Source organism: Cohnella phaseoli, from assembly GCF_003386235.1.
GTDB lineage: Bacteria > Bacillota > Bacilli > Paenibacillales > Paenibacillaceae > Cohnella > Cohnella phaseoli.
Genome location: NZ_QRDZ01000040.1, coordinates 1 through 21,145, shown reverse-complemented (window position 1 = coordinate 21,145; position 21,145 = coordinate 1). Strand labels below are relative to the sequence as shown.

At 55.2% G+C, this 21,145-nt stretch carries 13 protein-coding genes and 1 pseudogene; 3 read left to right on the top strand and 11 right to left on the bottom strand.

Annotation, left to right across the window (positions count from 1 at the left end; genetic code table 11):
• Positions 1 to 86: 86 nt before the first annotated feature.
• Positions 87 to 5,933 carry an S-layer homology domain-containing protein gene (locus tag DFP98_RS33450; RefSeq protein ID WP_116064978.1) on the bottom strand — a complete coding sequence of 1,949 codons (5,847 nt, stop codon included), beginning with the start codon at positions 5,931 to 5,933 and terminating at the stop codon, positions 87 to 89.
• A 182-nt stretch (positions 5,934 to 6,115) separates the two neighbouring features.
• On the opposite strand from DFP98_RS33450, the gene DFP98_RS33445 reads away from it, so the two are divergent.
• Both DFP98_RS33445 and DFP98_RS33440 read left to right on the top strand, forming a co-directional pair.
• Positions 6,116 to 6,802: a response regulator transcription factor gene (locus DFP98_RS33445; protein WP_116064977.1), complete on the top strand. Its 687-nt coding sequence runs from the start codon at positions 6,116 to 6,118 to the stop codon at positions 6,800 to 6,802.
• Positions 6,799 to 8,217 (top strand): sensor histidine kinase, encoded by a 1,419-nt coding sequence (locus DFP98_RS33440; RefSeq protein WP_116064976.1) that lies wholly within the window; start codon positions 6,799 to 6,801, stop codon positions 8,215 to 8,217. Before DFP98_RS33445 ends, DFP98_RS33440 begins: the two co-directional genes overlap by 4 nt.
• A gap of 49 nt (positions 8,218 to 8,266) precedes the next feature.
• Here the strand turns inward: DFP98_RS33440 and DFP98_RS33435 are convergent, their stop codons facing one another.
• From DFP98_RS33435 to DFP98_RS33400, 8 genes are all read right to left on the bottom strand, one after another.
• Positions 8,267 to 9,952 (bottom strand): glycoside hydrolase family 5 protein, encoded by a 1,686-nt coding sequence (locus DFP98_RS33435; protein ID WP_246016986.1) that lies wholly within the window; start codon positions 9,950 to 9,952, stop codon positions 8,267 to 8,269.
• 33 nt (positions 9,953 to 9,985) lie between these two features.
• Positions 9,986 to 10,819 (bottom strand): carbohydrate ABC transporter permease, encoded by an 834-nt coding sequence (locus DFP98_RS33430; protein WP_116064974.1) that lies wholly within the window; start codon positions 10,817 to 10,819, stop codon positions 9,986 to 9,988.
• A complete protein-coding gene (locus tag DFP98_RS33425; RefSeq protein WP_116065028.1) occupies positions 10,816 to 11,700 on the bottom strand; it encodes a carbohydrate ABC transporter permease in 885 nt (294 codons plus the stop codon). The genes DFP98_RS33430 and DFP98_RS33425 overlap by 4 nt, the downstream gene beginning before the upstream one ends.
• Before the next feature lie 44 nt (positions 11,701 to 11,744).
• Entirely contained in the window at positions 11,745 to 13,070 is a 1,326-nt protein-coding gene (locus tag DFP98_RS33420; protein ID WP_116064973.1) for an ABC transporter substrate-binding protein, read from the bottom strand.
• A 111-nt stretch (positions 13,071 to 13,181) separates the two neighbouring features.
• Positions 13,182 to 14,255, bottom strand: coding sequence for a response regulator (locus DFP98_RS33415; protein WP_181918110.1), 1,074 nt, complete (start codon positions 14,253 to 14,255; stop codon positions 13,182 to 13,184).
• On the bottom strand, positions 14,248 to 16,041 hold the full coding sequence (locus DFP98_RS33410) for a sensor histidine kinase (RefSeq protein WP_116064971.1): 1,794 nt from the start codon (positions 16,039 to 16,041) through the stop codon (positions 14,248 to 14,250). Before DFP98_RS33410 ends, DFP98_RS33415 begins: the two co-directional genes overlap by 8 nt.
• Before the next feature lie 445 nt (positions 16,042 to 16,486).
• Positions 16,487 to 18,133 (bottom strand): N-6 DNA methylase, encoded by a 1,647-nt coding sequence (locus DFP98_RS33405; RefSeq protein WP_116064970.1) that lies wholly within the window; start codon positions 18,131 to 18,133, stop codon positions 16,487 to 16,489.
• Between the two features lie 59 nt (positions 18,134 to 18,192).
• Positions 18,193 to 19,455 (bottom strand): MFS transporter, encoded by a 1,263-nt coding sequence (locus DFP98_RS33400; RefSeq protein WP_116064969.1) that lies wholly within the window; start codon positions 19,453 to 19,455, stop codon positions 18,193 to 18,195.
• 135 nt (positions 19,456 to 19,590) lie between these two features.
• Here DFP98_RS33400 and DFP98_RS33395 point away from each other — a divergent pair, with 135 nt between their 5' ends.
• Entirely contained in the window at positions 19,591 to 20,487 is an 897-nt protein-coding gene (locus DFP98_RS33395; RefSeq protein ID WP_116064968.1) for a LysR family transcriptional regulator, read from the top strand.
• Positions 20,488 to 20,567: 80 nt separating this feature from the next.
• Here DFP98_RS33395 and DFP98_RS33390 read toward each other — a convergent pair whose 3' ends face one another.
• A complete protein-coding gene (locus tag DFP98_RS33390) occupies positions 20,568 to 20,786 on the bottom strand; it encodes an RpnC/YadD family protein (protein ID WP_116064967.1) in 219 nt (72 codons plus the stop codon).
• 80 nt (positions 20,787 to 20,866) lie between these two features.
• A pseudogene (locus DFP98_RS33385) lies at positions 20,867 to 21,145 on the bottom strand (hypothetical protein); the annotation flags it as partial.

Here is a 21,145-nt window from a genome sequence, read left to right as displayed (position 1 = left end):
CTCTTGCTTTGACCACTGGTTAGAAAGATAAAAAACAGCGCACAGATAGAAGGATTCAGCCTGTACGCTGTTGTAGGATCTTAACTCTAATCGAATGAATCAATCAAGCCAAGCACTTGCAGCGTACGAACGAATACTGTGGCCGCTTGCGCTCGTGTTGTTACACCTTTGGGGTCGAAAGCATTCTGGCTCGTACCGGTCATAATCTGAAGCTTCGACATCAGGTGAATGTTCTCCAGATCGGACTCGGCCACGCTTCCGATATCCTTGTAGGCATCCAAGCTTACTTCACTTGACGCAACCGTCGGCTGCTCCAGTCTAATCGCCGCCGCCAGCATGCTTGCCATCTCCTCGCGAGTCAGAGCCTGATTCGGCTTGAAGCTGCTGCCGCTCATGAAACCCAGCAGTCCCAGTTCCTTCGCCGCTGCCACAGCGTTTGAATACCAGACGCCAGCTTTCACGTCGCCATAAGCCGCATTGCCGGCGGTCGATGTACCCCGTCCCAACGCACGGACGAGCATAACGGTAAACTCAGCTCTCGTCACCGCTTTGCCTGGGTCGTACCGTCCGCCTCCTACACCTTCGACAAGACCTTTGGCCGCCGCTAACTCCACATCCGACTTCGCCCAGTGCTTCTGTACATCGGCAAAGCTTACCGCATTTTCCGCAACCGCATAGGTGCTATTGGAGTAAGAACTTATCATCGCGTACCATACGCCATCCAGCTTCACAGCCTTGGCGGGAACAAACTCGAATTCCTTCGCATTGTCGTTATAGCGGAAGGCTCCCCATTGCTTCGGCATAGCCGCCACATTCCTCGGCATCGGGATCAGTCGGGTCAGCGCCTTGCTGAACGGATTCGTCGTCCCGATTGTCTGCCCTGTCTGCGTATTCACGATCTCCAGGTGATAATCGACCATCGCGCCCATCACTTTGCCCTTCGGCAGTCCATTCGCCAACGCAGCTTGCAAGGCCTTGTCGCCGGATTTGTCCGTTAACGTGATCTTAAAGCTGACATCCTCGGCTTTGAGATTGCTCTTCGCCAGCAACTCTTTGAGATTGGGAATCAGCGAAGCCAGTTTAACCGGAATCCGATAGCTCCCGTATGGCGTCTTGATCTCAATCATAAAGGCGGCGTTTTCGCTCTCGAAGCTCGCTAGGATGCTCGCCGGTATGCCGACATAGGCTGTTCCGTTCTTCGGCTCCACTTCCAGCGTGACCGACGGCTTGGTCGGATCGATGCCCGTCGGGTCCATTGATGTGCCGTTGCGATCGATGACCGGTTTATTCATAGTCGGCTCGTTCACAGACGGCGCAGAACCGCCACCGCCGCCACTGCTGCTATTTTTGGTGAACGTCGCGGATAATACGCCGCTATCGCTCATCCCTGTCTTGACCGCAATCGCCCTTAGCGTTACGGTAGCGGTCAATTGGATTGGGGCGGTATACAGCAAGCTTCCTGGCGTCGGCGTCGTGCCGTCCGTCGTATAGTAAATGTCCGCGCCCGGCGTTGCCGAGGACAAAGTGACTTGTTGACTACCGCTGAAGGAGCCGCCCCCCGGCGACGCTGTCGGTGTTTGTACTTGAAGCAGCGGTAGAGTCAGGCTATCGCTTGCGGCCGGGCTGGCATTATAGCCGGGCCTTGCCGCCATGCGCTTATAGCCTGTCACCGTTGCTCCGAATGCAAGACCCGACTTCGTATTGCCCCCGCCCCATGCGATGCCGTCAAAACTATATTCCGCACCTGACGTCGCCGGAATCGTCACCGTATAACTCTCGTCGTTCACCCGTTCGTACGTAAGAGCAAAAGCAGACGGAGCGCTCTGATTCCGGTTTGCCGTACTGACAATCGCGCTGGCGAAGTCGGAAGCGTTATAAGTAACCGTCTCCGCCAGACGGATATACAGCGTTACGTCCTCGGCGCTGCTTGAAATGTAGGTATTTACCGCACTGTAACCCCCGTTATCGAACCGATACTCCGCACCCGCAACCGGTGCGATCGTCACGGTTTTGGGAAAATCGCTTTCGCTTACAGTGTAGTCCAGTGACGGAGCAGGGCGTCCGTCCAGCTTGGCAAAGACGACTGCGCCACTCTCTCCCGCCGCACCCGCATTATAGTTAGCGGTTTCCTTAATACGAGCATAGAAGGTGTGACTGCTTCCCGGTGCAATGCCTGCAAACGTATTACCGGTCTGCCATGCGTTGTTGTCCATCCGATACTCCGCGCCGGGGATAAGGTCTACCGTGAAGGTGTAGGTGCTGCCGCTTACGGAGGAGCTTCCGGTTACGTCTGTCGGTGCGGAAGGCCCTGCGGCTTTATGGATAGCGAAAACAATCTCCCTCGTCCCCGCAAAATTGCCTATTCCATTCATAGTCACAGTAGCGCTGCTTCCTGCATCTGTGTTGTGCGCGTCGGACAACGTATAATCCAGACCCTTTATCAGTGTATTGCCGTCAAAAGCAACGGTTAACGCCGGTTGAATCGGGCTGCCTGTATAGGCGTAGTTCCCCGTAATCTGAACGGAAGCGTGCGCAATATCCCGAATGATGAGGTGCAGCCCTCCTTCTCCGGACTGGGCGCCTCCGACATTTCTAAGCACGGGCAGCTTGCCGTCGTCAATCGTCCACACCGATTCATCCCATCCGCTGCCGTCCCAATTGCTCGCCGTCGTCCAGAAGGTAGCGGCGTTAATCTGCGGAAGGGCGATGTCCGCTCCGTCTAATTCGTCTGCGCCCGGATTGCTCCATGCGCCGGATATTCCGCTGAAGGCTGCGTTGCCGGATAAAACCGCGCCGGCTTCGCTGCTTCCCGCGATGCGTCCGCCTGCGCTAACGGCCACGCTGACTCCGGCGTTCAGCGCGACGCAATTTTTCAGCATCGTCTGATGCCCCAAATTCCCTACCACGCCGCCGACGTAGGTGCTGCCGCTGATCTGGCCGGTTGCGTAGCTATTTTGCAGAGTACTGGCGCCCTGCGCCTCCCCGATCAAGCCGCCCACATCGTCTGCGCCGCTGACGTTTGCGGTACTGTAGCAGTTCCGGACTGTGCCCGAGTCGACATATCCCGCAACACCGCCGACACGGTCTGCGCCGCTGATCTGGCCGGTGACGAAGCAGCTTTGCACCGTGCTACCGCTGATCTGTCCTGCAATGCCGCCAGTATAGGAGCCACCGACGATATTCGCGTCCGCTACACCAAGGTCATACACTGCGGCGGAGCTAATCATCCCGAACAGCCCTTGAAAATCGCTGCTTGAGCGGTTGATGACCAGCCCGGTAACCACCTTGCCTCCGCCGTCAAAATTGCCCTTAAACGGTGCAACGTTCGTTCCGATAGGCATCCAGCCTGAGCCGTTAGCGTAACCGGACAGGTTGAGATCGTTCATCAGCTTATAGGTTTTTCCCGCATCCGCATAGGGAGCGGTTCCCGCGTTCACGAGCTCGGCAAGCCGTGCCAGTTCCTCCGCTGTGCGAATCTGGTAAGGAGCTCCGACTGTGCCGTCGCCCACAAACTCCGCGCCGTCCTTGTCTACGAGATGGACGGGCATCTCTATCGCCGCGCCGAACAGACCAGGCAGCTTCCCGTTTTCGTAGGTCCACGCCGGAGCGTTCCCGAACAACGCTTCAAAAAAGCCCGCAACGCCGATATCCGCAGCAGTTCTGCTTTCCCCGTCAAAACCGTCTGAATAGTCATCGTTCCACGTACCGGGTATGCCGATAAATGCCGCATTGTCGTCAAGATCGCCGCCCATGGAATCTCCCGTAACACGCCCGACGTCCATGCTGCCATTTACCGAGATGTTCAGCGCGGCGCAGTTTCGCAACGTACCGTATATCGATCCTGCTAGGCCGCCGACGCTAAAGATGCCGCTGACACTGTTGGCCGCGTAACAGTTCCGCAATGTGCCAAGGTCCGTCGTATGTCCCGTCACTCCGCCGATGTCGCTATTGCCGTTGACGCTGCCGAAGGCGTAGCTGTTTTTCACCGTTCCGTCCACATACCCGGCAATGCCGCCGATATAGTTCCCCGTCCCGCTGACACTGGCGGAGACATAGCAGTTTTGCACCGTTCCATTCGGCGCAGCTGCGGTTTCGTCAACATATCCGGCTATACCGCCGATGGTATTGACGCCTTTGACACTGCCGGTAACATAGCAATTTTGCACGTTCCCGACAACATTACCGGCTACGCCGCCAACATAGCGTTTGCCAACGATATTCACATTCGTCACGCCAAGATTTTGTACGTTTCCGCCCGAACCGACGGCTCCGAACAAACCTTGGTCATCGCTGCTAGGGCGATTGATAACCAGCCCGGCGATTATGTGGCTGCCGCCGTCAAATTTGCCCTTGAACGGCCTGGCATCCGTTCCTATGGGCGTCCATCCCGTCCCGGCAGCATACCCGGAGAGATCAAGGTCATCCATTAACTCGTAGTATTTATTCGCGTTGGCATAGGGGGCCGTTCCCGCGTTCACGAGCTCGGCAAGGCGTGCCAGTTCCGCTGCTGTGCGAATCTGGTAGGGAACTCCGACTGTGCCGTCGCCCACAAACTCCGCGCCCCCCTTGTCTACGATGTGGGCAGGCATGTTCACCGCCGTACCGAACAAACCGGGCAGTTTGCCGCTCTCGTAAGTCCATGCCGGATCGTGGGCGAACCAAGCTTCGAAGAAACCCGCCGCACTGATTTCGGCGGCGGGTTTGCTTTCCCCGTCCACGCTGTTCGCACCGGGATTGCTCCATATACCGGGTATACCGTTAAATGCCGCGTTGCCGAAAAGAGTATACCCGCCGCTTGCCTGTCCCAGCACGCGACCAATAGCGGTATTTCCCGTAATGCCAAGGTTCAGCGCGGCAGAATTTCTTAGCGTGCCGCCGTCCATGCTTCCTGCAATCCCGCCGATCTTGCCGGAAGCCGTTATACCGCTGACGCTGCCGGCGGCGTAGCCGTTTTCCATTATGCTGCCGGGCAGAAGCGCTCCCGCAATGCCTCCGACATCGTCTTTGCCTCTGACGCTGGCGGTAGAATAGCCGTTACTAATCGTGCCGCGAACGCCGCCCGCCATGCCGCCGACATAGCTGTCGCCAAGGACGCTGCCGGTCGTATAACAGTTCTGTACTCTGCCATGGACTTGACCCGCTAATATACCAGCAAAGCTGGAAATGCCATTTTGCACGTTAATATGCGCATGGACCACGCCCAGATTTTGCACGATACCGCTCACGCCGATCTGTCCGAACAGCCCCTGGTCCGTACCGCCGGGTCGGTTAATGGTCAGCCCGGCGATTATGTGGCCGTCTCCGTCGAAGATGCTCTTAAACGGCTGTGCACTTGTTCCGATCGGCAACCAACCCTCGCCAGTTGCGTATCCGGATAAATCGATGTCGTTAGCCAGCTTGAGGGAAACTGTCGCAGCCAAATCGTTGAGCAGGAAGGTTTCCAGTCTGCCTGCATTTACGAGCACGGCAACCTCGGCAAGCTGCGCCGCCGTGGTGATTTCTACCGGGCTTGCTTCTGTACCGCTGCCAACGATGCGCGCCGCCATCCCGCCTGCGTTCGGCGGTATGTAAACCGTAATGCGGGGCGCCTCCACTCCCGCTGCCATCCCAAAGCTCCCATCGGGAACAGCCGTGAACACATACAATCCCTGCGCCGGAAAATTGGCATCGTAAGTGCGGTCCGCCTGCCAGATCACCGGTATAGAGGCTTGTTTCCCTTCCAGGATGCCGGAAAGGGTATCGGGAAGCTCGGGTACGGACGTATTTTGCCATCGCAGCTCATCGGGAAGCTCGTTAAATGCCGCAACTCCGCCTCCACCGCTTATCCCGTCAGGATACGCTTGCGCTGTCGCCGCAGCCGGCATCATTCCCAGCACCAAGACGATGGACAATGCCGCCGCCAACAATCGCCTGATTCGTATGTATGGATCCATCTACGTTCCTCCGATTCTTCTCTATCAGACTTCTCTAAGTCAAAATTATACTCACTGCCTCTCTATAAAAATCTTAATGAAATCTTAAAGGATTCGAAGTCGGCGCCCTGAAAAAAACAAATCCCGAAAAAATCGTGCTATGATCAAACTAACTCAAATTTCTGGACGGTGGCGACCCTACAATGGAACAAATACTCGTAGTGGATGACGATCCGCAAATCCGCGAAGTAATCCGTACCCATATTGAACAATCGGGCATGAGCGTCCTTGAAGCCGAATCCGGACGTCAAGCGATTGAACGACTGGAAGCGGAACGCATAGATGTCATTATTCTGGATCTCATGATGGACGATCGCGACGGGTTCGAGGTGCTGCGCTACTTGAACGCCCGCCGACTCGACACCTTGACGATCGTCGTCAGCGCCAGAAGACAGGAGCAAGACAAGATCGACACCCTGGGCCTGGGAGCCGACGATTATATGACGAAACCTTTTAGCCCGATGGAATTAATGGCCCGTATTCGCGCCGTTCTGCGCAGACGATACCCGGTCTCCAATCATCCCTCTCTGGTCATCCGCTTAAATCATCTGATTCTGGAGGTCGACAACTATACGCTGCTCGTCGATAACGAGAAAATTCCGCTGACTTATGTGGAATGCGGTCTCATGCAGCTCTTCATGCAAAATCCCGATAAAGTCATGACGAAGCTCGAAATCTATCAACAGGTGTGGCAGCATGAGCGCTATGACGACAACAATCTGAGTGTATATATGAGCCGGCTGCGCAAACATTTGGAACGGGCGCAGTCCACCTGGGAAATTCAAACGGTTCGCGGCGTTGGCTACCGGTTGACGGGAGCCGGAATATGAAGCTGCGCACGAAGCTATGGCTGTTGCTTGTCGTGAGTACCGCTATGAGTATGGTTCTGTTCGGCTACAGCTCGGTCTGGATCGGAAAAGCCGTGAATAAGGGCTACGCCCTGTTCCAGCTTAATCCGCTGGCGCAATCTATCGTGGACTCGATCGAGGATGGACCTGAATTCGGAGAAGATACGCTGAAACGAATTTTGGATAACGCCCATGAGGAGCATCCCGCTATTCGATGGCTGTGGCTGAATGATCAGGGTCAATCTATCTATGATACGGCAGGGCTCAATCCGACCTTATCCTTCAAGGACTTGGCCGTACTGATGCAGCAAACGCCCCAGAGATTTTTGACGGATGACGACGTTCATATTCTTACGCCGGCAACGAGAGACGGACAATCGTATTTCTTGCTCCTCAGCATTCCGGCTTCCGAGATGAAGCAAGGCGAAGTGTATTTTATGGTTCGTACGTATAAATCGTTGCTAACGCTCGTCGTTCCGATCATTCTTTCGTTTTCGTTGCCTTTTTTACTGGCCATCTGGTTGTTTACCTCTATTAATAAAAGAATCCGCAAGCTCAATCATGCCCTGAATCAACTGAATATCCAGAGCGATTCCCCGGTAGTACAATTAGTGGATTCCTCCAAGGACGAGTTGGGCCAGCTTACTCAGCATTATAACTCCATGGCGCATCGAATCCGCTCCCAATTCGCGGAAATTCAGCAGTTCGAGAGCAAGCGCAAGCTGCTGCTGTCCAATCTGTCGCACGATCTGCGAACGCCTCTGACGACGATGCTCGGCTGCGCCGAAATGATACGTACCGGCAATTATAAGGATCAGCAAGAATTACAGGGCAGAGCCAAAATCATTCTTCAACGCTGCAGATACATGGACAAGCTGCTGGATCAGATGCTGGACATTTCCCGTCAGGATGCGGACGATCTGACCATTCGCTTGGCCGAGCACAATCTATCCGAGATCGTTCGCAAAATCGCGGTCGAATATATCATGATCCTCGACGGCGATCAGGTTCATCTCGATGTCGAAGCCCCGGATGAGGATATTCATCTCCTCGTTGACGCTTCTCTTATCGAAAGGGCCCTGCGAAATATTTTGGACAATGCGATTCGATACGGAAAAGATGGACGATATCTCGGCATTCAGCTGACGGCGGACGAGCATTCCGTGAATATTATCGTGCAGGATCGGGGTAAGGGGATCCCTGCTGAGCATCATGCGTATATTTTCGATCGTTTTTATCGGGTGGACAGCGGAAGGAAAGGCGAAGGATTGGGGATCGGCCTGGCTATTGTCAAGGACATCGTCGAAGCCCACCAGGGCAGCGTGGAGATGAGCAGCATTCCGAATGTGGAAACCGTATTCCGGATCTCTCTGCCTCGACTTAACCTCCCGCAATAAGCAGCAAAGCGAGATTACGCCAACGCCGCTGGCTGTAATCTCGCTTGTTTTATTTCCTTGCCGCAGATAGCAGCTCCAGCCACATCAACCGCAAAGACCCTGCTGTGCAACGAACAGTCAGAGCATGGTCGCCCGGCCCCGCAGCGCCCAACTCGATGTCGCCGTATTCCCGCCAATTTCCACCTCGCGCTTCCACACTTCCCAGCGTTCGCCCGTTCAGCGCCGCCTCCAGCTTCCCTGCTCCGTCAACCGCCTGCAGCTTAAAACGGACGGCCAGTTCCTCCTGCGGCTTGCTATCGTCTCCGATAAAATCGTAGACGAACCAATCGCCGGCCGACATCTCTACGCAGAGCCACTGGTCCGGCTGCCACTCCTCGCCGCCGCCATGCGCAAACGTTGCAGTCGTCCGCTCGCTGTCGACAAATCGGATCGCAGTGCGATCCCCCGTGCGGAAGCCCACGCCTGCGGCAGTCTGTTCCGTTCCCGCTTCGGCGGCTGCGCGTCCGAAGCTGACTCCCTCTCCCTTATAGCCGTAGAAAACTGCCGGAATGCGCACCGGAGCCCGGCGCAGCAGCGACCGCACGACCTCCGGCCTGTACTCGCAATCGGTCAAACGCATATTGTCCAAATAGCTCCACAAAATGCGCTCAGCCGTCTCGGCGGACGGCTTGGCTCCGCCCTGCAAGTAATCGACCAGCAGCCCCCAGCCCTCCGGTATGCGGATCGAGCAGGGCGAATTGGTCGTGCCGAGCTTTTTCCAAGTCCAGAAATTCCACGAAATGTCGTGATCCTCGAATAGCCGGAATGCGCCCGCATACCAATCCTTATTATTTTCGCCGCCCTCGCCCATAAAAATCGGCACATTCCACTTGTCGCGAAGCTCCAAATACCGAGCGATGCTTTCCGTATCGGGATTGTTCCAATACTTATGGAATTGCAGCAGCACATTGTCGTCCAGCGGCTCATCGCCGAACGCCCCCTCGAAGATCGACCAGTCCGTCGACCAATGCACGCCTTCCAGAATGATCATATGCCGTGAGTCCACCTCGCGAATAGCCCGTACGATCTCTCGATACAGCGGCATCACTTTGCCGTACAGCGACGAAAACCATTCGGGCAGCGGCTCATTCAGCAGATCGTACCCGGCCACGATCCACTCGTCCTTATAGCGGTCGGCCAGCATACTCCACAGGTCTACGGTTTGCCGCCAGCTTGCCTCCACCGTAAACAATTCCGGACGGTCGAACTCCGAATCGTCGATGTTCGCTCCGGTTTGCCCCCCGGGAGCGCCGTGCAAATCCAAAACCACATAAAGCCGGTACGTCCGGCACCAGTCGATCACACGGTCGATCAGCTTGAGCCGCTCCTCGCGATAGATCGGCGCGCCGCCCGTCGCTCCCGTCCCGGCCAACAGAAACCGGGCGTTAATCGGCAGCCGCACCGAATTAAACCCATCCTCGGCAATTCGGGCGATATCCTCTTCCGCGACATAACGATTATAATAGCTGTCCCAGAATAGCTCCGCCTTCTCCCTGCCGATCAGCCTTTCGATCATCGCCTCAATGCGACGGGGACGATCGCCCTCCTTCGGAAACTTCCACATATACCCTTCCGGCAGCAGCCAACTGCCGAATCCGACGCCGCGCAGCAGCAGCTCCTCGCCCGCGCCGTTGCGCAGCTTGCTGCCGTCCGCCCTTACAAATCCCGTTACTTCCTGCTTCCTTCTCTGCGACACAGGAACGTCTCCCCCCATCGATAATCGAGTCTATCAAGCTTTAATAGCCCCTTCGGCTATGCCGTGCAAAATATATTTCTGCAATGCGAGATAAAGCGCGATAACCGGCAGCATGGCCAGCACGAGCGAAGCCAAAATCGCCGACCAGTCGTTGTTGTATTCCCCGAACAGCATGTTGGTCGACAGCAGCAAGGTGTAGCTTTTATAGTCCGTCAAAATCAGCAGCGGCAGCAGGAAGTCGTTCCACATCCACAGCGTGTTCAAAATGGCGATTGTCGCCGTAATCGGCAACAGCAGAGGCAAAATCACCGTGAAAAACAACCTAAATTCACCGCAGCCGTCAATCACCGCCGCTTCGTCCAGCTCCTTGGGCACCGACTTCACAAACCCGTGATACAGAAACACAGCTACCGCTACGCCCAGTCCGATATACAGCAGGCCGAGCCCTACCGCCGAGCCTTGAAGCCGCAGCTCCTTGCTGATTTTGACCAATGTGATCATAATCGAATGAAAAGGGATCAGCGTGGACATGACCAATAGTCCGAACAGAAAGCCGCTCAGCTTGCCCGGCGTCCGCGATAGCTTGTAGCCGGCCATCGACGCAAACAGAATAATGCCCGCCAGTCCCACCGCAACTACCACAAATGTATTCCATAGGCTGCGAAAATAGTTTATTTTCCGAAACGCGTCGGCATAATTGCCGACCTCTAGCGACGAAGGCAGCGCCAAAATATTCGTCAGCATCTCGCCCTGCGTCTTAACGGAGTTAAGCAAGGCCATATAGATCGGAAACAGCGTGACAACTGCCGCCACCAGCAAAAACAGCAAAGCGGTCCACGAGCCGAGACGTCCGCCCAACCGATTCATGCCTGCACCTCCCGCCGCTTCATGATCGCCAGTTGAATGATCGTAATGACGACAACGATACCGAACAGAATCATCGCTTTGGCGCTGGCATAACCGTAACGGTTGCTGAAGCTGAACGCCTCTTCGAAAATATTGAGCGCGATCACCTGCGTCGCCCGCCCCGGACCGCCGCCCGTCAGCGAATACACCGCATCGAACGCCTTGAATGAAGCGTTCAATGTCAAGAACACGCCAATCGTCAGCGCCGGATAGATCATCGGCAGCGTGACATGGCGAAATATCGCCAAGGGGCCGGCTCCGTCCATCGCCGCCGCTTCCTTTAAATGCTGCGGAACGCCCTGCAGAGCCGCGATATAGATGACCATCAAGTACCCGACGCCGCCCCACAGCGACAGCGCGAGAATCGCAAAGAAGGAATAGCGTGGATCGCCGATCCAGGATTGATCCAGCAGCCGCCAGCCCGTCTGGTCGGCCAAATACGGAAACACGCGCGTAAAAATAAACATCCACATAAACCCGCCAATAATGAGGCTCAGCATGTTGGGCATAAAAAAGATCGTCCGGAACCATACCTTGCTCCGCCCCATCGCCTCCACCAGCACCGCCAGCAAAATCGCCAGCGCGTTCTGCAGCACCAGCATGTATAGCACGAACTTGGCCGTAAACGCCAGCGATTTCACAAAAAAGCGGTCGTTCATCGCTTCAATGTAATTGGCCAACCCCACCATGCGATAGGCGGGGTTTAGTCCGTTCCAATCGGTCAAGCTGTACGCGATGCCCCCGAAAGCGGGGGCAAGCGTAAAGGCGATGTAGAATAGGAGCGCGGGAAAAACGAAGGCCAGCAGCATGGCGTGTTTTTTCCATGATCTCGTTGTTGCCATTGTATTCACTCCCGTTATCCGGGCGCCGCGTTTGGCGCGCTTCGTCAATTGCTGCTGACGGACGTCCGCCATACTTTATCCAGCGAAGCGATGATGTCGTCCTGCGTGACGTCTTTGGCATAGTAGCTTTGCAGCAGCTTGGCCGTCTCGTCCGTCACGCCGTTCGGCAGCTTCAGGTCGAGATACGCTTTGCCTTTGGACACGTATTCGCTCGCTTCGTTTACCCATGGGAACACCTCGTACGTATGCACAGTAGCAATCGGGTTAAACTTAAGCTCTTCGAACAGTGCGGAGGAATCTTTGTCATCCAAAATGTAGTTAAGCAGGTCGAGCGCCACTTCTTTATTCGCGCTTTTTGGGGACAGCGCCAGAGAGGTCGAGGTCGCCAGGTTGATCATCGTGTCCTCCGGGTTGTTGCTGACCGGCAGAGGTGCGACGCCAAACTCCATGCTCGGGTTGACCTTGAGAATCGTCTCCGCGTTCCACGGTCCCTGCACCCACATCGCGGCGCCGCCGCTCGCAAACTCGGCGGAGCCCGCTTCGTTGCCCGTCTCGAACGGCTTGTCGGTGCCATTGGCCATAATCAGGTCAATACTGTCGAAGACGGACCGGACGTCGGCGTAAGACGCTTCGCCTGCGTTCATCTTCTCGATCCAGTCGGGATGAGCCGAGGAAACCGTGCCGCCAAGCGATAAGGCCATCATTAACTGCGGAATCCACGATTCCTGGAAGGCGAGCAGGAACGGCTTGACGCCGGCCGACTGCAGCTTCTCCGCCGCGGCTTTCATCTCGTCCAGCGTTTGCGGCGGCGTCAGCCCGTTGTCGGCAAATATTTTCTTATTGTAGAGATAGCCCCAGGACAAGCTTTCCAGCGGCAGCGCGGCGACTTTGCCGTCGTACTTCACCGTTTCGGTTACGGCCTCGTACAGCTTGCCGACGAACGGCTGCCCCGTCAGATCGGCGACATACCCCGCATCGAAGTAGGTCGGAATATCGTTGGCATGAAGCGTGTACAGATCGGGCGCGTCGCCCGAGGACAGTCGCGATTGCAGGATCTGCTTCGCCTGATCCGCGTTCGGCATCTCCAATTGGATCGATACGTCGATATTTTTTTCCGCAAGCTCCTTCTCCTTGAATTGAGCGAAATAATTTTCGAATTGGTCCTTGAAGCGAGGAAAACTCATAAATACTTTCAGCTCGACCTTTTTGGGAGTTGCCTTCGTCGCCTCTCCGGTTGTCTCGCTTGCGGTCGGCGATGACGACGCCGTGTTGTTGCCGCTGCCGGTTCCCCCGCCGTTGTTTCCCGAGCTGCATGCCGCCAGCGCGGCGGTCATCGTAAGTGCCAGCAGCAGATGAAGCGCTCTTTTCATGCTCGATTCCCCCTATGAGTAAGTTGCAGCTTCAGTATAGCCGAGGGGTAAAACGCTTTCTTTCGGGGATTTTAACATCGGTTGTTGTACAATATTGATAGGAATCCCCGCTCACCCGTCCTTGCGCAGCTCTCCCGGCGTCATGCCGTAATGCTTCTTGAACACGCGATAAAAGTAGGCGATATCCTCGTATCCGACAAGTTGCGCCGCATGCTTGATCGATACGCCTTCTTCCGCGATCAGCGCTTTCGCTTTTTCCATCCGCCTTCGTACGATGTAGTCCGATAGATTTTCCCCGGCGAACGCCTTGAACATTCGGCTAAGATGCTCTTTGCTGATCAGAAACTGTCCCGCGACCGATTCCAGCGAGATCGCCTCCTGATAGCGGGCATCGATATAGTTGGCTACCTCTGCCATATCAAGCCGGCTGCGCGAATGTCTGAGCTCCAGCAGTGCGTCGATTGCCCGCCCGTAGAGCTCACGCGCTCCCCTCAGCGCCTCACTTCCGCCGGGCGACGAGAACTGCTCGCTCTCCGGGTGCAGCTGCCCCAGCGTCAGCGATTGCTGGGACAGAAACTGCTCCAGCATCAGCGTCAAATCCGCCGTCACCCGTCCCTCTTGGCCCTCTTTCGCCTCGCTCTCGTCGGTGCTTCTCATCTCACGATGCAGATGGTCGAACGCCTCCTCCGCCCGCTCTCTGTTCAGCTCCAGCAGACTGGCGTACAGGCGCTCCCGCTGCTCCGCATATCGCTGCAGCGCCGCCCTGTTCGGGAAGAGCGGCGAAAGCGACTGCGCCTCGGACTTTCGCGCGGCTTCCAGCTCCTTTTTGCTCTGCTTAAGCGCAGCCTCCAACTCCTCTGGGCTGATCGGCTTTAACAAGTATTCGATCGCTTTAGAACGAATCGCCTGCTTCAAATAGATAAAATCGTCGTAGCCGCTCATTACGATAATTTTGAGCTGCGGCCAACGGCTTCGCATTGCCTCCAGCAACTCAACGCCGTCCGTTCCCGGCATCCGCATATCGGTGACGACAATGTCGGGTTGAAGCTCCTCGATCTTCCGCAGCCCTTCGTTGCCGTCCTCCGCTTCGCCAACGACTCGCAGCTCCAGGCGATCCCACGGTCCGAGCGCCTTCACCACTTCCCTCGACCACGGCTCGTCGTCGATAATGAGCACGTTAAACATGACGCTCTCCCCTTTCCGCATCCGGCGTGTCGCCGGTTGCCGGCAACGTGATGACCACAAGCGCGCCCGCCCCGCTCTTGCTGAACAGCCGGACACCGTACCTCTTGCCAAAGCGCAGCGTCAACCGGGCATGCACGTTGTGCAGCCCGATGCCTTTTCTTCCGGATCGCGTCTCCGCTTCAGTCTCCTGCTGTCGCCCGCCGCCGCGCAGCTCCGCCCGCAGCGCCGCCAGTCGGGCGGCCTCCACGCCGAGCCCGTCATCCTGCACCATCAGAACAAGCCGCTCGCCGACGACTCGAACGCGCACCTCAAGCCGCCATTTTCCTTCCTTGCGCTGCAAGCCGTGCTCAAAGGCGTTTTCCACGATCGGCTGCAGCGTAAACTTCGGCATCCGCGCTTCTCCCACGCTGTCGTCGGAAGAGACGATCACCTCACATCGGCCCGCAAACCGCTGCTCCTGAATAAACAAATAGTTGGCCGTATGCTTTAATTCCTCGCTAAGACTAACGGTCTGATCGCCTTCGGCGCTAATCGAGTAACGAAGCAGGTCGCCGATGACTTGCGTAATGCGGTAGATTTCCGGCGCGCCTTTCGTCAGCGCCATTCCGCCGATCATATGAAGCGTATTATTCAGAAAATGGGGATTAATCTGCGCCTGAAGCGCGATCAACTGCGCATTTTTGACCTCGATTTCGTGCTGGTATTCGTTTTCGATCAACGCTTTGATCCGGCCCATCATAAAGTTGTAGCCCGCCTCCAGCAGCCCGATTTCGTCGCGGCTTTGCACCGATTTTATCTCGAAATCGTGAATGTGCGATTTACGCATCGTTCTTGCAAGGCTCACAATAGGGCGGCTGATGCGCAGCGATACGATAATCGACAACAGGATCGATACCGCCGTAAAGATCGCTCCCGTCCACAACCCTGCCACAATCGTTTTTTCGGCGCTATGATTAATCGTCGCTACCGGAATCGCCTTCACCAGAAACAGTTGGCCGCCGCTAACCCTCCTGGAGAACACATAATGGTCGCTCGTTCGGTCTAATACGACAGACGCCGGCTCCTCGCGCAGTTCAGCCAGGCTCGCCGCCAACTCCTCGGGCGTGAATAACGGCGAAGAGCCGGGAAGCACCTCCCCCTCGTCGTTGAGAAGAAAAATCGCGCTCTCAGGCTCCGATTGCAAGATGGCTGCCGCTTGCTCCCACACCTTGCCGTTAATTCGCGCGGAAATACCGCCAATGAGCGCCTGCCCCTTAAACTCGTTCATCGAATGGTAGGCGCTAAGGGAATCCCCCGCCGCCTTGAAATAAATCCCCACGGGCGTTGTCAGCATCCGGCTCCACGGCCCTTGCCCGATATCGAGCGAATGCGTCAGGCCGCTGCTGGCGTAGTTGACGGAATAAGCCCTGCCCGTGGAATGGATATACAGCGTCAATTGGTCGATTTTGCGGGAAAACGAATAAAAGGCTGTATTCAGCGTGCCGAACAGCCGGTTCTGCAGCGGATACCGCTCGCCTGCGTCCAGCGCGTCCACGCCGGACAGTTCGTCGATCAGTTCGGTCTGGATATGAAGCGAATAAAATAGTGTGTCGAGCTGCTGGATCAATTCGTCCAAATACTGGCTCGCCCACTGCATGCGCGACTGGTTGGCATCGATCATTTCCTTTTCCACCGAATCCCGCGTATTGTTGGTCGCCAGCCATGTCACCGTAATGACGGGCAGCGTCGTCATGCAAATCATTAGCATCATGAGCCGGAAGCGGATGCTGATTCCTGTGAACGGCATAGTCTCCTCCTGCTCCCGGTCTGCCGGGAAATCCTTGGTCGGCTTTGTTTTCGACTACAAAAACTCGTCTTCCTGCCGAATTCAATGTTAGCGCTTTCAATATTGCCGGATTAGTATAGAATTGCCCTATAAGTATATCCCAATCCCGTCGCCTGTTCATTTGATTCTATTAATCCGATGTATTGTACGATATTGATGGGGAATGAAGGAGCAACGTCGGCAGCTCCCTATAGGACGACATACGCTTGGCTGAACCGAGAAAAAGGCACAGACCTCTCGATTAAGAAAGGCTTGTACCTTTGTCGCAAAATTGACCATCTTCGGCACCCGATCAAAGACTCGAAGAATCCAACAGCCCCCGGTACACGCCAGAAACGGAATCGGGAAGCTCGGGCAATTCATACAGCTTGGCAAGCATATCCGGCATGTTAACGGTTCCCCCCTGCTATCTCCTGTTTATCCTTCTGTCGCGCAGCTTCCTCCAGATCTTCCTCAATGCCAAAGCCTCTTCTCGAGCCAGGCCCAGTCCGTCTATCAGCAGCGCCTTGTCCGTAATCTCCAAAACCTCTTCTATTCGATTGAAGCGGATCAGTTGATCAATCTGCTCAACATCCAGCTTGTCCGCTCCGCGCAGGGGCAGCGGAAGGCTTTCGGATTCGCTTGGCTCAAAGGTCAATACGCCGGCCCCGTAGCTTCTGCCGGTCACCTCGGAAAAAGCAAGCGTAAGAGAGTTCAAGAAAGCCGCGGTAACCCGCGCCCCTTCGTAGCCTTCCTTAAAGCGGACGCGATGAACGGTATCCGTACATGTCGCTTTCGCTTCGTTTAATATAATTTTGGGGTAGCTGTGCACCTGGCGAAGCATAAAAGCATCCGGAACCCATACGGAAGGGACGACGAACCAGTTTTTGCGGATTCTGCATTTGTATCCGGTATGAACGCCTTGCTTTTCGCCGGAAACAATGTACTGCCGAACCTCCTCGGCCTGCTCGCTAAACGGGGCATTCGGCAAATGCAGCAAAGCGGTCGCATATTGCCTGGCTACATTGTCGGCCCAATCCTCCTCGGTCATAACGACCCCTTCAAGATGGGCGGACTTCGTAATGATTCTCTTCGTATGCGCGCCCAGCTTATTTTTGGCAACTTGAAGCTCGTTTAACGCAAAAAATTCGTTCAGCCCCGTAACTACACCAACATCGACGTCCAAAACATCCCCTGACACCGCGATTTCAGGGTGGGTACGCCATTTTCGCAGCAGCGTGATCTCGTCGGCCGTTAAGTAATATTGCGTCCATTTTTCGCTGGTGTGGTCCAGCGGTTTTAATTCGATATTCGATAAATCCTTTGGGTCAAATGCCTGTAAGTCTCCCATCTCCTCAAGCTCCACGACTCTAATGCCGGAATGCCGATCGCCGTCTTTCTCGCACAACAGCAGCACGACCTCCTGGTTGATCTCGCTGAAGACAAGCTTCTTAAAGGTGATGATCGTCAGCTTGCGGAAATAGTCGCTCAAAAACAAGCGGGTTTGCGCGGCGTAACCGACCTGGAACAGCTCGGCCGGCACCACCATGCCCATTCTTCCCTTGTCGGTCAGCAGCAAAGAGGAGGCGATCAGAAACGGAACCCATGCGTTGGTAAACCGATTGGGGGTCAGCCCGGCTTCCTGCATGATTTCAAAGGCCAGCTTCCTATGTTCCTCCATAAAGCTCTGATAGCGAATAAACGGCGGGTTGCCGACAATCGCCTCGAACCTAACCCCGCCATCTATAAAATTCCGGCAATATGAGAAAAAGTCCCCGTTCCGGACTGCGCCGCCGGCGGGAATCCCCAGGCTCTCCAGCCTTTCTTGAGCCTTCCTGGCCTCTTCGGGATCGAATTCGATTGCGCAAATCTGCCTTGAAATACGGTCGCGGTCTTCAAGTCCACGCTCTCTATAGGTTTGCGCCATCGATTCCAAAAAGTTCCCGTCTCCGCAGCTGGGTTCAAGAATCGTTGCTGTCGGGGAAGAGACGGCCCATCTTGTAATAAAGTCGGTGATCGGCTTAGGAGTATAATACCCCCCTCGCAGCTTCTGATGTGTAAGTTCGCTTTTCATGCTAGATATAATTCTCTCTGGGAGCTCGAAAAACCTCCTCTACGATCAACTTCGACACACTAATGGGCGGAACCGACCGCATCGATATGGCGTAAATGCTTACGCGTCGCCAAAATGAACAGAACCGATACCAGTACAAAAGCGCCGCCAACGTAAAACGGAACATGCGGATTAAACCATTCGGCCAGCTTGCCGGCAAAAAAAGGCGCTGCCGCCCCTCCGAGAAAACGGAGGAAGCTGTATGCCGCCGAAGCTGTCGAGCGTTCGACCGGGGCAGCGTGCATGACGGCCGTCGTAATCAGCGTATTGTTGTTGCCAAGGAAGCCGCCCGCAAGGATGACGGCCGCAATCACGACTTCTCTGGTCGAAGTCCAGATTCCCATCGCAATCAGCGTCAAAGCGAATAAGGTCAGCATCAGGCACATGGCTTTGATCGTGCCCAGCTTTCTCTCCAGCCATGGAGCCATAAAGACGGAAGTGACGGCGAGCAGCAAGCCCCAACCGAGGAACACGTAGCCGAGACCCTTCTCGTTCAGATGCATGACAAACGGAGAGTACGCGAGCAGCGTGAAAAATCCGAAATTGTACAGCAGCGCCGCAATGCCCAGAATCAGTAGCGCCGGATATTTTAGAGCGCGGAACGGGTCTAGAAGAGATGTTTTTTGAGCCGGTGCAGTTGGTGCAGTTGATGCGATTGGCGCAGCAGGTACGCCCGATACGGCCGTCTTCGTCAATACAACATTCGGATGGCGGGAGGGCATCATAATCAAGAGCAGCAGGAACGCAAGTCCCATCAAACACGCCACGCCGTAAAAAGGCCCTCTCCAAGAGATAGAGCCAAGGCTGCCGCCAAGCAGCGGTCCAACGGAAATTCCCAGCCCGATGGCTGCTTCGTATAAAATAATCGCCTTGGCTACGCCCAGCCGCGAGAACGACACAATCGCCGACAAAGCCGTTGCCACAAACAGAGCATTGCCCAGCCCCCAGCCTCCTCTAAGCCAGACGAGCTCCCATATGCCGCCGGAGTTTCCGCCAAGCGCAGAGAACAAGGCGATGATGACGATCCCGCACATCAGCGTCCATTTGACGCCGAGTCTGGACGAAATTGCCCCTGTCACTAGCATGGCGACCGCCATAACCAAATTATAGCTGGTAAATAATAAAGTCACCTGGCTCGCGGAAGCATCGAGCTTCTCCGCAATCGCCGGGAGAATCGGATCGACGAGCCCCAGTCCCATAAAAGCGATTATGGAAGCGAACACGATCGCCCATACCGCTTTGGGTTGGTTCCAAATGCTTTCTTTGCCTAAGGATTGATTCATAATTAACCTCTTTCCTGATGCGTATAATCGACATTATCCATTATAAAAAGCGAATGATCTGCTGTATAATACATAGTTAGTTATCGATTGATAGCCTCGGGTCTATATATCGAGGGAAGAGAGGCTGCAGAGGCAATGGAATGGCTTCAATTAAAGTATTTTCAGACGGTTGCTCGGTTAGAGCATATGACGCAGGCGGCAGAGCAATTGCACATTGCCCAGCCTTCTCTGAGCAAGACGATCGCCCGACTGGAGGAAGCGGTCGGAGTTGCGCTATTCGATCGCCAAGGGCGGCAAATTCGGTTGAACCAGTTCGGACGGGTTTATTTGGAGAGAGTGGATCGGGCTTTTCGCGAGCTGGAGGAAGGGGAACGACAAATCCGCGAAATGGCCGGACTTGCCCGAGGCAGCATCCGGCTGGGCGTATCGATTACGAGCGTGCTTCCGGAGCTGATCGGACCGTTTATTCAGCAGCATCCGTCCGTTCATTTTCGGCAAATCCTCGGCCCTACCGCCGAGATGATTCAACGGTTAGAGGACGGAGACATCGATCTATGGATCAGCTCGGTTCAAGCCGAAGGGGCGGATTTGGAATGGCAAGCGCTGATGACGGAACAGGTATGGATAGCGGCCTCTTCCGAGCACAGGCTGGCCGAACGCGATAGCGTCACGCTCGAAGAGCTGGCGAACGAGCCGTTTATCAGCATGAATACCGGCTTTTCCTTCCGCGATTTAATGGACGACCTGTGCCGCCAAGCGGATTTCAAGCCGAACATTACGTTTGAGGTGGACGAGCCGGACGGCATTGCGCGCTTAGTTGGGCAAGGGCTGGGAATCGCGTTTATGCCCGAGCTCTCCTTCAGGGCGCGATCTCGGGCCGGTCTGAAGCAGCTGCAGATCGAGAGTCGGGATTTCAAAAGAACGACCTGGATCGCGTGGTCGAGGAGACACTATTTGTCGCTGGCTGCCAAACAATTTCGGGAATACATTATCGAGAGCTATAGGCACATGCAGCGGGAGCTTTATGATTAGCCGTTCCAAATTTCCCCGAGCGAACAAAACAACGCCCTTGATCGGCTGCTGAGATCAAGGGCGAATCCTTTTATTCTGTTTCAATTGTTACCCTGTGCACGTAATTGATCGATCTTATCCAGAGAAAAGCCGGTTACTCGGGAAATCAGATCAGCGTCCAACTGCTCCTCAATCATCCGCATTGCAACTTGTTCCCTTTCCTCGAGCTTTCCTTCAATCTTTCCTTCAAGCCTACCTTCGAGTCTCCCCCTAAGCTCACCCTCACGCTCAATATCGTCCAAAACTTTTTCCAGCGCCATGTACGATGCATCTCCTTTCACGTTAGAACAAACGCCCTTGATCGGCTGCTGAGATCAAGGGCGAATAATTTTATTCTGTTTCAATTGTTACCCTGTGCACGTAATTGATCGATCTTATCCAGAGAAAAGCCGGTTACTCGGGAAATCAGATCAGTGTCCAACTGCTCCTCAATCATCCGCATTGCAACTTGTTCCCTTTCCTCGAGCTTTCCCTCAATCTTTCCTTCAATCTTTCCTTCAAGTCTACCCTCGAGTCTCCCCCTAAGCTCACCCTCACGCTCAATATCGTCCAAAACCTTTTCCAGCGCCATGTACGATGCATCTCCTTTCACATTTTGGATAAATTGCTGCAGGTTCGG